This is a genomic window from Salipiger pentaromativorans, assembly GCF_024721115.1.
GTDB lineage: Bacteria > Pseudomonadota > Alphaproteobacteria > Rhodobacterales > Rhodobacteraceae > Salipiger > Salipiger pentaromativorans.
On sequence record NZ_JAMDHK010000016.1, the window covers coordinates 92,259 to 106,355 of the forward strand.

General features: G+C 66.4%; 13 protein-coding genes and 2 tRNA genes. 7 read left to right on the plus strand and 8 right to left on the minus strand.

The window, feature by feature from the left end; translation table 11 throughout:
• Positions 1-130 precede the first annotated feature (130 nt).
• The 5 genes from M4578_RS20265 to M4578_RS20285 form a co-directional block, all read right to left on the minus strand.
• Positions 131-961 (minus strand): carbohydrate ABC transporter permease, encoded by an 831-nt coding sequence (locus tag M4578_RS20265; RefSeq protein WP_258095045.1) that lies wholly within the window; start codon positions 959-961, stop codon positions 131-133.
• Positions 962-1,087: 126 nt separating this feature from the next.
• A complete protein-coding gene (locus M4578_RS20270) occupies positions 1,088-1,960 on the minus strand; it encodes a carbohydrate ABC transporter permease (protein ID WP_258095046.1) in 873 nt (290 codons plus the stop codon).
• Between the two features lie 106 nt (positions 1,961-2,066).
• Positions 2,067-3,386, minus strand: a complete 1,320-nt coding sequence (locus M4578_RS20275) for an ABC transporter substrate-binding protein (protein ID WP_258095047.1) — start codon at positions 3,384-3,386, stop codon at positions 2,067-2,069.
• Positions 3,387-3,491: 105 nt separating this feature from the next.
• Positions 3,492-4,439 (minus strand): sugar-binding transcriptional regulator, encoded by a 948-nt coding sequence (locus M4578_RS20280; protein ID WP_258095048.1) that lies wholly within the window; start codon positions 4,437-4,439, stop codon positions 3,492-3,494.
• Positions 4,432-5,130 carry an HAD family hydrolase gene (locus M4578_RS20285; protein ID WP_258095049.1) on the minus strand — a complete coding sequence of 233 codons (699 nt, stop codon included), beginning with the start codon at positions 5,128-5,130 and terminating at the stop codon, positions 4,432-4,434. The genes M4578_RS20280 and M4578_RS20285 overlap by 8 nt, the downstream gene beginning before the upstream one ends.
• Before the next feature lie 165 nt (positions 5,131-5,295).
• Between M4578_RS20285 and M4578_RS20290 the strand changes: the two genes are divergently transcribed.
• Positions 5,296-5,370, plus strand: a tRNA-Val gene (locus M4578_RS20290).
• Between the two features lie 310 nt (positions 5,371-5,680).
• On the opposite strand, the gene M4578_RS20295 is transcribed toward M4578_RS20290, so the two are convergent.
• Positions 5,681-5,755 (minus strand) — tRNA-Asn (locus tag M4578_RS20295).
• A gap of 80 nt (positions 5,756-5,835) precedes the next feature.
• Positions 5,836-6,750 carry an MBL fold metallo-hydrolase gene (locus M4578_RS20300; protein ID WP_258095050.1) on the minus strand — a complete coding sequence of 305 codons (915 nt, stop codon included), beginning with the start codon at positions 6,748-6,750 and terminating at the stop codon, positions 5,836-5,838.
• Positions 6,751-6,793: 43 nt separating this feature from the next.
• Here M4578_RS20300 and M4578_RS20305 point away from each other — a divergent pair, with 43 nt between their 5' ends.
• A complete protein-coding gene (locus tag M4578_RS20305; protein WP_258095051.1) occupies positions 6,794-8,074 on the plus strand; it encodes an ATP-binding protein in 1,281 nt (426 codons plus the stop codon).
• A gap of 347 nt (positions 8,075-8,421) precedes the next feature.
• Here M4578_RS20305 and M4578_RS20310 read toward each other — a convergent pair whose 3' ends face one another.
• Complete coding sequence (locus M4578_RS20310) at positions 8,422-8,736, minus strand: DUF1476 domain-containing protein (protein ID WP_258095052.1); 315 nt, start codon at positions 8,734-8,736, stop codon at positions 8,422-8,424.
• A 158-nt stretch (positions 8,737-8,894) separates the two neighbouring features.
• On the opposite strand from M4578_RS20310, the gene purC reads away from it, so the two are divergent.
• The 5 genes from purC (at position 8,895) to M4578_RS20335 (ending at position 13,994) form a co-directional block, all read left to right on the plus strand.
• A complete protein-coding gene (gene purC, locus M4578_RS20315) occupies positions 8,895-9,656 on the plus strand; it encodes a phosphoribosylaminoimidazolesuccinocarboxamide synthase (protein WP_258095053.1) in 762 nt (253 codons plus the stop codon).
• An 87-nt stretch (positions 9,657-9,743) separates the two neighbouring features.
• Entirely contained in the window at positions 9,744-9,974 is a 231-nt protein-coding gene (gene purS, locus M4578_RS20320) for a phosphoribosylformylglycinamidine synthase subunit PurS (RefSeq protein ID WP_258095054.1), read from the plus strand.
• Positions 9,975-10,144: 170 nt separating this feature from the next.
• Positions 10,145-10,813: a phosphoribosylformylglycinamidine synthase subunit PurQ gene (gene purQ, locus M4578_RS20325; protein WP_258095055.1), complete on the plus strand. Its 669-nt coding sequence runs from the start codon at positions 10,145-10,147 to the stop codon at positions 10,811-10,813.
• Positions 10,814-10,859: 46 nt separating this feature from the next.
• Positions 10,860-12,617 carry a sensor histidine kinase gene (locus tag M4578_RS20330; RefSeq protein ID WP_258095056.1) on the plus strand — a complete coding sequence of 586 codons (1,758 nt, stop codon included), beginning with the start codon at positions 10,860-10,862 and terminating at the stop codon, positions 12,615-12,617.
• A gap of 42 nt (positions 12,618-12,659) precedes the next feature.
• Positions 12,660-13,994 carry a sigma-54-dependent transcriptional regulator gene (locus M4578_RS20335; protein WP_258095057.1) on the plus strand — a complete coding sequence of 445 codons (1,335 nt, stop codon included), beginning with the start codon at positions 12,660-12,662 and terminating at the stop codon, positions 13,992-13,994.
• Positions 13,995-14,097: the final 103 nt, after the last annotated feature.

Genomic DNA, 14,097 nt, shown 5'->3' on the forward strand with positions numbered 1-14,097 from the left:
CGCGTCGCTGCTTGAGGGTGGTCGTGTGTTTGCCCTATCGCATTGCTGCTTGAGGGTCGTGTGGTTGCCCTACCGCATTGCTGCTTGAGGGCTTTGCGTTTGCCCCACCGCTTTGCCGCGTGAGGGCGTGTTATTTCACCGCGCCGAAAGTCAGGCCGCGGACGAGTTGTTTCTGGCTGAACCAGCCCATGATGAGGATCGGCGCGATGGCCATGGTCGAGGCCGCCGAGAGCTTGGCGTAGAACAGGCCCTCGGGCGAGGAGTAGGAGGCGATGAACGCGGTCAACGGCGCGGCTTTCGCCGCCGTCAGGTTCAGCGTCCAGAATGCTTCGTTCCAGGCGAGGATGATATTGAGCAGCAGGGTCGAGGCGATCCCCGGCACCGCCATGGGCGTCAGCACATAGAGGATTTCGTCGCGCAGGGTGGCGCCGTCCATCCGCGCCGCCTCGAGGATCTCGCCGGGGATCTCGCGGAAATAGGTGTAGAGCATCCAGATGATGATCGGCAGGTTGATCAGCGTCAGCACGATCACCAGCCCGACCCGGCTGTCGAGCAGCCCGAGATCGCGGAAGATCAGATAGATCGGCACCAGCACCCCCACCGGCGGCAGCATCTTGGTCGAGAGCATCCACATCAGCACGTCCTTGGTGCGCTTGCCCGGCACAAAGGCCATGGCCCAGGCGGCGGGCACCGCGATGATCAGGCCGATCAGCGTGGAGCCGACCGACAGCACCACCGAATTCCAGAAGTGCCGCAGGTAGTTGGAGCGTTCCTGCACGGTGGTATAGCTCTCCAGCGTCCATTGCGCGCGCAGCACCTCGAGCGGGGTGCGGATCGCGTCGCCCTCGGATTTGAACGACAGGATGACGATCCAGAGGATCGGGAAGAAGATCGCGATCCCGACGATCCAGGCGGCGACGGTGACGATCGCCTTGCGCTGGGTGGTGGCGGCTCGGGCCATGTCAGCGCCCTCCCTCTTTCATCTTTCGGAAAATACTCCCGCCGGAGGCAGATGCCGCCGCAGGCGGCCGGATCGGCCCGGCGCAGGCCGGGGCGACGGCGCGGATCTCTGTGGTCCCGGCCATCGTCACGCGTCCAGGTTCTTGCCGATCATCCGCATCAGGAAGATCGCGACGATATTGGCGAGGATGATGGCGATCACGCCGCCGGCCGAACCGCCGCCCACATCGAATTGCAGCAGCGACTGCATGTAGATGAGATAGGTGAGATTGGTCGAGGCGGTGCCGGGGCCGCCGTTGGTGGTCACCAGGATCTCCGCGAAGATCGACAGCAGAAAGATCGTCTGGATCAGGATCACCACGGTGATGGCGCGCGCCAGATGCGGCAGCATGATATAGCCGAAGCGCTGCACCGCGCCGGCGCCGTCCATCTCCGCCGCCTCGAGCTGCTCCTGGTCGAGCGATTGCAGCGCGGTCAGCAGGATCAGCGTGGCGAAGGGCAGCCATTGCCAGCTCACGATGCCGATGATCGACATCAGCGGCGCCTGGCTGAGAAAATCATAGGGTTCCAGCCCCAGCCAGTGGGCGGCATGGCCGAAAAGCCCGTTCACCGGGTTCATGAACATGTTCTTCCAGACCAGCGCCGAGACCGTGGGCATCACGAAGAAGGGCGCGATCACCATGATCCGCACGATGCCTTGGCCCCAGAACGGCTGGTCCAGCAGCAGCGCCAGAAGGGTGCCGCCGATCACCGTGATCAGCAGCACGCCGCCCACCAGCAGCAGCGTATTGGTCAGGGCGGCGAAAAACGCCGGATCGGTGAGGAAGAAGCGGTAATTGGTCCAGCCGGTGAATTCCTCCATGCCCGGCATCAGCAGGTTGTAGCGCAGGAAGGAGAAATACAGCGTCATCGACAGCGGCACGATCATCCAGCCAAGCAGAAGAAGCACGGCGGGCGAGATCATCAGCCTTGCTGCGGCGCGGGAATGCTGGGTGGCCATGGCGGGGTCTTTCGGCAAGGGGGAGCGAGAGGCGGCCGGACGGGCCGGCCCCGGTCGAACGGGGCGCGGGCCGGAGGTGCATCGGCCCGCGCCTGCAACGCGGCGGTTACTTGATGTAACCGGCCTTCGTCATTTCACGCTGGGTCAGCATCTGGGCGTTCTTCAGCGCCGTATCCGCGTCCATCTGGCCCGCAAGCGCGGCCGAGAACTGCTGGCCCACCGCCGTGCCGATGCCTTGGAACTCCGGGATCGAGACGAATTGCGCCCCCACATAGGGCACGTCCTGCACCGAGGGTTTCTCGGGCGTGGCGGCGTCCATGGTCTCTTTCGTCAGCGTCGCGAACGGCGCTTCGGCGAGATAGGTGGCGTTCTCGTAAAGCGATTTCCGCGTGCCCGGAGGCGCCGCGCGCCAACCCTGTTTCTCGGCCACGAGCTGGGTGTAATGCGGCCCGGTGGCCCAGGTCACAAAGGCTTCGGCGGCCTCGGGCGCGTCGGTGGATTTCGGGATTCCGAGGTTCCAGGACCACAGCCAGTTGCCGTGGTTGTCCACGCCGTCCTTGTTGGGAAAGACCGCATAGCCCACATTCTCGGCCACGCTGGATTCCTCGGGGTCGGTGACGAAACCGGCCGCCACGGTGGCGTCGATCCACATGCCGCATTTGCCTTGCTGGAACAGCGAGAGGTTCTCGTTGAACCCGTTCGACGAGGCCCCCGGCGGGCCGTAATTGGTCATCAGGTCGAGGTAGTCCTTGAAGGCCGCCTGCCAGGGGGCGCTGTCGAATTCGGGCTCCCAGCTCATGTCGAACCAGCGTGCGCCATAGGAATTCGCCATCGCCGAGATGAAGGCCATGTTCTCGCCCCAGCCCGGCTTGCCGCGCAGGCAGATGCCGTAGATGCCGGCATCCTTGTCGGTCATCTTGGCGGCGGCCTCCTTGATCTGCGCCCAGGTGGGCTGATCGGGAAGGCTCACGCCGGCCTGTTCCGCCAGGTCGGTGCGGTACATGACCATGGCGCTTTCGCCGTAGAAGGGCAGGGCGTAGAGGCTGCCATCGACACTGAGCGCGCTGCGGATCGAGGGCAGAAGATCATCGACCTTGTAATCGGCGGGCAGATCGGTGAGCGGCATCAGCCAGCCGCGCGCGCCCCAGATCGGCACCTCGTAATTGCCGATGGTCATCACGTCGAACTGGCCGCCATTGGTGGCCACGTCCTGGGTCACGCGCTGGCGCAGCACGTTTTCTTCCAGCGTCACCCACTCGACCTTGATGTCGGGGTGCTGGGCATAGAAATCCTCCATCATGCTCTGCATGCGGATCATGTCGCCGTTGTTCACCGTCGCGACGGTGATCGTGGTTTCCGCCAGCGCGGCGGTCGCCAGCGCAGAGACGGCGCACGCGCCCATCAAGGCGCGGATCGAATGTTTCATGAACGGTCCTCCCAAACTCGACATTGAGCATATGCTCACATGCTGGGCAAAAGCTCACATTGAGGCGTGAGTCGAGTCAAGCCCGTTTTGCGGGCATCCGGGGGCTTAACTGCCGGTCAATTCGGCAGCGGTGAGCTCGTCGGTGATCAGTCCGGCGATCAGTCCGCCCTGAAGAGCGGCGCGCAATGGTTTGATTTTGCTGACGCCTCCGCCGATGCAGAGAACCGGATTCCGGTTCGCCGGCACGCGCACGCCGACCATGAAATTATTCACCGGATGATCCAGGTAGCGGCCCTCGGAATCGAAGATATGGCCGCCGATCTCGCCCGCCGCCCCGGCGTCCTGCACCGCGTGCAGCTCCTCGGCGGTGATGAACCCGTCCATGAAAAGCGGCGCGTCATCGGCCATCTGGCCGATTCCGACGATGGTGACGTCCGCCTGTTCCGCCAGCGTGCGTGCGCTTTTCACATGAGGCAGGGCGCGGTAAAGGGCGAGTTCCTCGGCGTCGCGGGCCATGACGGGAACCGACATCGGATAATGCGGCGCGCCGGTCTTGTCGGCGATGCGCATGATCACCTCGTAGAACGAGGCCGACCCGTCGGGGGCGACATTGCCGATGAGCGAGACCATCTTGTGATGGCTGGCCGCCACGGTCTGCATCTGTTCGACCACCGCCCGCAGCGTCCGCCCGGTGCCGAGCGCGATCAGCTTGGGCGTCTCGTCGGAGAAGATGCGCTCGAGCTCCGGCGCGGCGACGGGGGCGATGGCGCGCAGCGCGTCCTGCCCGGGGCCGGCGCGCGGCGCCACGCGCGCCCGGCTCAGCCCGAATTTCTGCCGCAGCGCGCGCTCCAGCTCGAGGCATTCGGCGATCGGGTGGTCGATGCGCACCCGGACCAGCCCCTCGGCCAGGGCGCGCGCCACCAGCCGCTGGGCGCGCTGGCGGGAGATCCCCAGCTCTTCGGCGATCCGGTCCTGACGCAGCCCGCCCACGTAATAGAGCCAGCCCGCCCGCGCCGCGAGATCCTGCGGCGGCACCTCGCTGTCGTCACTCATCTGCCAGGCTCCTTGCCTCGTCCGTGTTCAGAAGCTGGGGCGCAAGATGGGCGAGTTCGGCGAATTCCGCAAACCGGCGGTGCGGCCGGGCATCGGGGGCCGAGGGGGGCTCGATTCCGGCGAAATGGCTGCCGCCGGTGAAGTGCCAGACCTCCATCCCCGCCGCGAGCCCGGCGCGGATGCCGGCCAGCGAATCCTCGATGAGCAGGCAGTGTTCCGGCGCCACGCCGGCCTTTTGCGCGGCGCGCAGCGGCAGGTCCGGGGCGGGCTTGCTATGGGTGACCTCGGCGGCGGTGGTGATCCGGCCCGCGAAGAGCGGTGTCAGCCCGACGATTTCCATGGATTGCGCGACGCGGGCGGGGCTGGAGCTGGTGGCCAGCGCATAGGGCACGCGCAGCGCGCCCAGGACGGCTTGCAGCCCGGGCATGACGCGCAGCTCCGTGCGGAAGGCGGCGACCAGCCGGGCGCGATAGTCGGCCTCGAACCCCTCGGGCAGCGCGATGCCGAATTCGCGGCGGATCTGGTCCAGCACCACCGGGTAGCTGCGGCCCAGGAAATGCCGGGCGATATAGGGCAGATCGACCTGCACGCCATGGTTGGCCAGTTCTGCCACCAGCATGCGTGCGCTGATGACTTCGCTATCGACGACGACCCCGTCGAAGTCGAAGATGACGAGGCGGATGTCGGTCATGCTGCTCCTCCGTTCTGCTGCGGGCTTAGACCATGTGCTGCCGGCGCGCCAGTGCTCCGCCCGGCGTGGCGCGAGGGCAAGCTGCGCGGGGCGAAGATTTCCGTCCAAAAGGGTGCGATTGGGCTCTTGCACCTCCTGCCGGGTTCTTTTATGAGCCCCTCTACCGGGTGATTAGCTCAGTGGTAGAGCGCTTCGTTCACATCGAAGATGTCGGGGGTTCAAATCCCTCATCACCCACCATTCCCCCTTCTTTTCAGGTCGTCGCCGAAGTCGAATGCTCGCTGTTTGGCGCGTTCGCGTCATGCGCGATGGCTGGCCCGGGACCGAGGGGGCGTTGGCGGGGCCGGGGTCTTGGCGATTCTGTCTCGTGAGGGATGCCTGGCTCGGGAGAGAGACTGCGGGGCAGGGGGCGTGCCGCATTTGACGCGTGCTGGACGGGTGTCGGCTCCGTCTGGTGACTGCGATCGCGGGTCTTTGCAGGCGAATTGAAAGGAGAAACTCAGGTCAGTTTCTCCAAAACACCCCGCTTAGAAGCGGTATCGGGATGTTTTGGCTCCGGCGGTAGGGATCGAACCTACGACCAATTGATTAACAGTCAACTGCTCTACCGCTGAGCTACGCCGGAACACGGGGGGTCTATAGCAATCCCGACTCCGACCGTCCAGAGGGTTTTGTCACATTTCCATAGCTTTTCCGAAAATGACCTCAAGTCATTTGAAACAAGGCGTTTTTCGTCAACGCCCCGGAGGTCGAGACACGTCCCTTCGTGTGCAGGTCGAGGAGATGGGCCAGCACGTTGCGGGCGGCGGCAGGCAGAAGGGCGGGCGGGGTCTCGGTGTAGATTCGAGCTGCAAGCCCGGCCGCATCCGCCGGCCCTGCCGCGAGCGCGGCGAGGATCTGCGCCTCGCGCATCTGGCGGTGGCGCGTCAGTTCGGCGAGCCGTGCGGAGGGGGCCTCGACCGGGGCGCCGTGGCCGGGGTGGAAGACGCGCCAGGGCCGCGCCGAAAGCCGCGCCAGCGAGGCCATGAAGTCGGTCAGATCGCCATCGGGAGGCGAGACCAGCGACGAGGCCCAGCCCATCACCAGATCGCCGCAGAACAGCGCGTCGCCCCAGGCAAAGGCAAGATGATTGCCGAAATGGCCCGGCGTGTGAAGCGCCTCCAGGACCCAGCCGTCTCCGGCGACCCGGGCGCCGTCGGCCAGGATCTCGTCAGGGAGAAACGCCGCATCCACGCCTTCGCCGCCGCCCGCGAGACCGGTCTCGGCGAGGGCCTGCATCGCTTCGGAGCGGCCGGACGCCGCATCGCCGAAGGCCAGGACCGGCGCGCCGGTGGCCTCCGATAGCGGGCGGGCGAGCGGTGAATGGTCGATATGGGCATGGGTCACGAAGATATGGGTGATGCGCTGGCCGGGCGCCAGCGCCGCCAGAAGCGCGTCGAGATGCGCGGGATCGTCGGGGCCCGGGTCGATCACCGCGAGGCCGCGGGTGCCCAGAAGATAGCTGTTGGTGCCCCGGAAGGTCATCGGCGAGGGGTTCGGCGCGAGGATCCGGCGCAGGCCGGGAGCGATCTCGTCGGGCTGGCCGGGGCGGGGGCGAAAATCCGGTTGCGGGTCCTGCATCTTTCGGGGCTTTCTGTGGGTGGTTCCGCCCCAGAGGTAGCGCATGTTCTTCCAATGGCTCAAACGCTATATGCCGCGCGGCCTGTACGGACGGGCGGCGCTGATCCTGATTCTGCCGGTGATCACGCTGCAGCTCGTGGTCTCGGTGGTGTTCATCCAGCGCCATTTCGAGGATGTGTCGAACCAGATGAGTCGCGAGCTTGCGCGGGAGATCAAGCTCGTGCTGGCACGGCCCGAGCTGGCCGAGCCGCTTGCGCTGACGGTGCGGGCGCTGCCCGACGACGGGGTGCCGGCGGCGGGCCAGCGGCGCTGGTACGATTTCTCGGGGCTGGTGGTGGCCCGCACGCTGGAACGTTTCGTGCCCGGATTCGAGCGCGTGCTGCTGCCCGACGATTACGATGTGCGGCTCTATGTCCGGGATGCGCAGGGGCTGAGCGAGATCGCCTTCGCGCGGCGGCGGGTCTCGCCGACCAATGCACATCAGCTTTTCGTCAATATGATGGTGTTCGGCGTGCTGATGACGCTGGTCGCCTTTCTCTACCTGCGCAACCAGCTGCGCCCGATCACCCGGCTGGCGCGGGCGGCGGAGGCGTTCGGCCGTGGGCGGCACATGCCCTATTCGCCCTCGGGGGCGGTCGAGGTGCGGGCGGCGGGGAACGCCTTTCTGGACATGCGCAACCGGATCGAGCGGCAGATCGAGCAGCGGACCATGATGCTGTCGGGGGTGAGCCACGATCTGCGCACGCCGCTGACGCGGCTGCGGCTGGGGCTGTCGATGCTGGAGGATGAGGACCGCGAGCCGCTGGAGCGCGATGTGGAGGACATGCAGCGGCTGATCGACGCCTTTCTCGATTTCGCCCGGGGCGACAGCCAGGAGGGGACGGCGGAGCCCACCGATCCGATCGCGCTGGTCGAGGCGATCGTCGCGGATGCGCAGCGGGCGGGCACGCCGGTGCGCGTGGCGCATCTGGAGGGGCGGGGCGAGGTGACGCTGCGGCCCGGAGCGATGCGGCGTGCCTTGGAGAATCTGATCGGCAATGCGGTGCGCTATGGCCGCCGCTGCGAGGTTTCGGCGACGCTGACCGACAAGAGCCTGCGGCTGCGGGTCGAGGATGACGGGCCCGGGATACCGCCCGAGCGGCGGGAGGAGGCGCTGCGCCCCTTCGTGCGGCTGGATCCGGCACGCAATCAGGACAAGGGCACCGGCGTGGGGCTGGGGCTGGCCATCGCCGCGGATATTGCCCGCGCTCATGGCGGCGTGCTGCGGCTTGGCCAGAGCGAGACGCTGGGCGGGCTGCGCGCGGATATCGTCATTGCCCGCTGAGGCGGTGCGGGGGCGGTGCGGGCGGTTGTGCGGATTTGAGGCAAATCCTCGGGAAAGGCCCGGGTTTTGCCGAAGCCGTGCCGGATTTCGGCGCGCCGCGGCGGCGAGGCTGGGAGGGCCGGCGCGAGGTTGCGACGCGCCGCGGACACGTCACCGGACGGGGCGCGGCTGTGCCGTGCCCCGGACGACGGGCTCGGGACGGGCCCCGTACGGGCTTCGAGAGGGCTCCGAAAGGGTGTCTCACCGCGCCGCTCCTCGCGTCCTTGCGGACGCTCCTCGCGGCGGTCGGACAAAAGAAAACGCGCCCCGGAGAGGCGCGTTTCGGCAGTGTCGCGATGCGGCTCGGGTCAGCCTTCGAGCATGATCTGGCTCTTGGCCTCGGACAGCAGTTCGGAGCGCTTGGCGCGGATGGCGTCGGCATCGGCCTTGCCGACCAGATCGGCGGCCACCTTGCGCACCACATCCTCGTGGCCGGCCTCTTCGAAATCGGCCTTGATCACCTCGCGGGCATAGGCCTCGGCCTCGGTGCCGCTCTTGCCGAGCATGCCGGCCGCCCAGAGGCCCAGCAGCTTGTTGCAGCGGGCCTCGGCCCGGAAGGCCATCTCCTCGTCATGCGCAAACTTGGTTTCAAACGCCTTCTCGCGTTCGTCGAAGGTGGACATGGCTCTCGCTCCCCCCGGTAAAACAATCGTTAACTGAATATTCCACACCCGGCGGGTGGCGCAACCCCAAGCGTCCGCTTGCGACGGGGGAAGGCATGATTTATAGGGCCACGCAGGACGCAGGGCGGACCTCTGCGCGCCCCGGTGAAAGGATTCCCATGGCACGCCGCAAGAAGATCTACGAAGGCAAGGCGAAGATTCTCTATGAAGGCCCCGAGCCCGGGACCATCGTGCAGTATTTCAAGGACGACGCGACCGCCTTCAACGCCCAGAAGAAAGACGTGATCGAGGGCAAGGGCGTGCTGAACAACCGGCTCAGCGAGTTCTTCATGACCGGGCTGAACAATATCGGCGTGCCGACCCATTTCCTCAAGCGGCTGAACATGCGCGAACAGCTCGTGCGGGCCTGCGAGATCGTGCCGCTGGAAGTGATCGTGCGGAACTTCGCCGCCGGCACGCTGGCCAAGCGGCTGGGGATCGAGGAGGGCACGCCGCTGCCGCGCCCGATCGTGGAATATTGCTACAAGGACGACAAGCTGGGCGACCCGCTGGTCACCGAAGAGCATATCGCGGCCTTCGGCTGGGCGAGCCAGCAGGACATGGACGACATCCTGAGCCTGGCGCTGCGGGTCAACGATTACCTCTCGGGGCTGATGTACGGCGTCGGAATCAAGCTCGTCGATTTCAAGATCGAGATCGGCCGGGTCTATGACGGCGATTACCAGCGGCTGATCGTGGCCGACGAGATTTCGCCGGATTCCATGCGGCTCTGGGACATCGAGACCGGCCAGAAGCTCGACAAGGACGTGTTCCGCCGCGATCTGGGCTCGCTGACCGACGCCTATACCGAGGTGGCCAAGCGTCTGGGCGTGATGCCCAAGCAGGCCACTCATGTGGCCAAGCCGAAGCTCATCAACTGAGGCGCCGCGCCTCTGGCGGGCGCGGCGGGTGAGTATTTGAAGAAAGATGAAGGGCAGGGGCCTTTCGCAGCGAACGGAGTGGACGCCATGAAGGCACGGGTGCATGTGATGCTGAAGGACGGCGTGCTCGATCCGCAGGGCGAGGCGGTGAAACATGCGCTGCTGGGGCTCGGGTTCGAGGGCGTCGGCGGCGTGCGTCAGGGCAAGGTGATCGAGCTGGATCTGGCCGAGGGCACCTCGGAGGACACCGTCACCGAGATGTGCGAGAAGCTGCTCGCCAACACGGTGATCGAGAGCTACCGCGTCGAGCTGCTCTGAAGAGGGCGGCGCCTTTGCAGCGCTTGGATTGACCGGGCGGGCAGGGCGGGACAAGGACCGGGATATTGCGCCGCGCGCGCGGATCCCGCAGACTGAAACGGGCCGCTGCCCTGGCCGGGCGGGGCCCTCAACCGATTTCGCCCGCGCCGCGCGGGACAGGGAGTGCGCCCATGAAAGCCGCCGTCATCGTCTTTCCCGGATCGAACTGCGACCGCGACCTTGCCGAAGGGTTCCGCAAGGCGGGGCTCGATGTGCAGATGGTCTGGCACAAGGATACGGCGCTGCCCGAGGGCATCGACATCGTGGGCATTCCCGGCGGCTTTTCCTTTGGCGACTACCTGCGCTGCGGCGCCATCGCGGCGAATTCGCCGATCTGCGGCGAGGTGATGACCCATGTGGAGCGCGGCGGCTATGTGCTGGGGGTCTGCAACGGCTTTCAGGTGTTGACCGAAACCAAGATCCTGCCCGGCGCGCTGCTGCGCAATGCGAACCTGAAATACATCTGCCGGACGGTCGGGCTGGAGGTGGCGGAAAGCCAGTCGATCTTTACCCGCGCCTATACGGCGGGCGAACAGATCCGCATTCCGATCGCGCATCATGACGGCAATTACACTGCCGATGTCCAGACTCTGGACATGCTCGAAGGCGAGGGCCGGGTGGCGTTCCGCTATACCGACAACCCCAATGGCGCCGACCGCGACATTGCGGGCATCCTGTCGGCCAACCGCCGGGTGCTGGGGATGATGCCGCACCCGGAACGCGCCTGCGATCCGGCGCAGGGCAACGAGGACGGTGCGCGTCTTTTCGCCCATCTGACCGCTGCGCTGGCGGAGGCGTGACTTGAGCGCCTGAGCGCGCCCGCGTACTCTGACGGTCATGTCCGAGATGGCCACAAAAACGGAGAAGCGCGTGAGGCGTTCAGGGCCGCTGACCTGGCGGGTGCGGCTGGCGCTTGTCTCGCTGGTGCTTCTGGCGGTGACGACGGTCTGGGTCACCAATGTGCTGCTGACCGACCGGTTCACGCAATCCACCCGCAACCGCGCCGAGCTGCGGCTGGCGCTCTACTCCGGCAACATCCTGTCCGAGCTGCGCCGCAACGCCATCGTGCCGCAGCTTCTGGCCCGCGACCCGGCGCTGATCGGGGCGCTGAACTCGGCCGATTTCAGCCAGTCCTCGCAGCGGCTCATTTCCTATGTGGACGAGATCGGCGCCGCCTCGCTGATGCTGCTCGACCGCGACGGGCGCACCGTGGCCGCGACCGACCGCAACCGGCTGGGCGAGCAGCACCGCAATGCACCCTATTTCGTCGATGCGCTGCGCTCGAACACCACGGTCTTCACCACCCAGGCACGCGAGGCGGGAGGCTATTCCTTCACCTATTCGCGCAGACTCGAAACCCAGAACAGCGCCATCGGGGTGATCGTGGTCGAGGTCGATCTGGCCAAGTTCGAGCGCGCCTGGGCGGGGATCACCGACGCGGTGGCGGTGCTGAATTCCGAAGGGACGATCATCCTGGCCACAGAGCCGCGCTGGCGTGGCTCGACCATGGAGGAGGCGCTGGCCCGGCAATCGCCGGAAAGCGCCATCGAGCGTGCCATCAAGGCCACCGCCGACTGGACGGCGCTGCCGCCCGACGCCTATCTGCGCGGCGAGGCGGTGATGCGGATCGACGGGCGCATCCCGTTCCGCGGCTGGACCATGGCGACCTTCACCACCTATGCCTCGGTGCGCGAGAAGGTGAACGCGGTGCTGGCGCTGGAGATCATGGGTTTTGCGCTGCTGGCGGCGCTGGCCTTCTACGCGCTCAGCCGCAAGACGGCGCTGCGCATGGCGCTGTTCCAGCGGGAATCGGCCGAGCTTCGGCGGCTCAACGCAAGGCTCCAGCGCGAGATCGCCGAGCGCGAGAAGGTGCAGAAGGATCTGGCCTCGGCCGAGCAGACACTCGAGCAGAGCTCCAAGCTCGCCGCCCTGGGCGAGATGTCGGCGGCGGTGAGCCACGAGCTGAACCAGCCGCTTGCGGCGATGAAGACCTATCTGGCCGGGGCGCGGCTGCTGTTGCGGCGCAACCGGCCCGACGAGGCGATGACCGCTTTCCACCGCATCGACGATCTGATCGAGCGCATGGGCGCCATCACCCGCCAGCTCAAGAGCTATGCCCGCAAGGGGCAGGAGGAGCTGAGCCCGGTGGATATGGGCGAGGCGCTGGCCTCGGCGCTGTCGATGATGGAGCCGCAGCTCAAGGCGCGGCGGGTGCGCATCGCCAAGATCCTGCCGGATGCGCCGGTGCGGGTGATGGGCGACCGGATGCGCATCGAGCAGGTTCTGGTGAACCTGCTGCGCAACGCCATCGACGCGACGAAATCGGTGGCCAACCCCGAGATCGAGATCATTCTGGCCTCGGGCGAGACGGCGGTGCTGTCGGTGCGCGACAATGGCCACGGGATCGAGGATCTCGATGCGCTGTTCGAACCTTTCTACACGACCAAGCAGCCGGGCGACGGCACCGGGCTGGGGCTGGCGATCAGCTCGGGCATCGTGGCCGATCTCGGCGGGCGGCTGACGGCGCGGAACGGCGCCGAGGGTGGGGCTGTTTTCGAGATGCAGCTTCCTATCTTGAATGAAACCACGCAGGCCGCCGAATAGGCGCTGCGGAGTGCCGAAGGCAGAAGAAGGCGAAAGACCAAAATGACAAAAGCCATGAAGATTGCCATCGTCGACGACGAAAAGGACATGCGGCAGTCGATCAGCCAGTGGCTGGCGCTGTCGGGCTACGACACCGAGACCTATGCCAGCGCCGAAGAGGCGCTCGGCTCGCTCGGCACCGATTATCCGGGCATCGTGATCTCGGACATCAAGATGCCGGGCATGGACGGCATCCAGTTCCTGAAAAAGCTCATGGGCAATGACAGCGCGCTGCCGGTGATCATGATCACCGGCCATGGCGACGTGCCGATGGCGGTGGAGGCGATGCGCATCGGCGCCTTCGATTTCCTGGAAAAGCCTTTCAACCCCGACCGTATGTCCGAGCTTGCGAAGAAGGCCACCAATGCGCGCCGGCTGACGCTCGACAACCGGGCGCTGCGCCGCGAGCTGTCGGACGGCTCGCAGATCATGTCCAAGCTCATCGGCCAGAGCCCGGCGATGGAGCGGCTGCGGGAAGATGTGCTGGATCTGGGCCAGGCCGACGGTCATGTGCTGATCGACGGCGAGACCGGCACCGGCAAGACGCTCATCGCCCACGCGCTGCATGCGGTGGGCTCGCGCGCGGGCAAGAAATTCGTGCTGATCTCCTGCGCGGCGATGGATGAGGACGCGCTGATGCGCAGGCTCTTCGGGCCGATGCAGCCCGAGGACACGCGGTTGCCGGCGATGGAAGAGGCGCGCGGCGGCACGCTGGTGCTCGAGGACATCGAGTCGCTGTCGGACGGTGCCCAGGCGCGGCTCTTGTCGGTGATCAACGATCAGGGCACGCCGCCCGAGACCCGCATCGTGGCGATCTGCAATCTTCAGGACGAGGGGCATACCTGCGAAAGCGCGCTGCGCCCGGATCTCTATTACCGCCTCGCGGCGCTCAAGATCACCGTGCCGCCGCTGCGGTCGCGCGGTGAGGACATCCTGACGCTCTTCACCCGGCTCTCCGAAGGCTTTGCCGACGAATACGGCTGCGAGGCGCCCAAGGTCTCGGCGCAGGAGGCGGCGCAGCTCTTGCAGGCGCCCTGGCCCGGGAATGTGCGCCAGCTCATCAACCTCGCCGAACGCGCGGTGCTGCAATCGCGGCGCGGGCAGGGCACCATCGCCTCGCTGCTGATGAGCGATCACGAGGAGATGCAGCCGGTGATGACCACCGAGGGCAAGCCGCTCAAGGAATATGTCGAGGCCTTCGAGCGCATGCTGATCGACAACACCATGCGGCGGCACAAGGGCTCGATCTCGGCGGTGATGGACGAGCTTTGCCTGCCGCGCCGGACGCTCAACGAGAAGATGGCGAAATACGGGTTGCAGCGGGCCGATTATCTCTGAACCTGGGCGGGCTGTCGCAGGATTGTCCGCGAACCGTCATGGAATCGATTCCCTGGACGGGTAGCGTCCGCGCCAAATCCGGCCGGGCGCTGCCCGGTCGCGC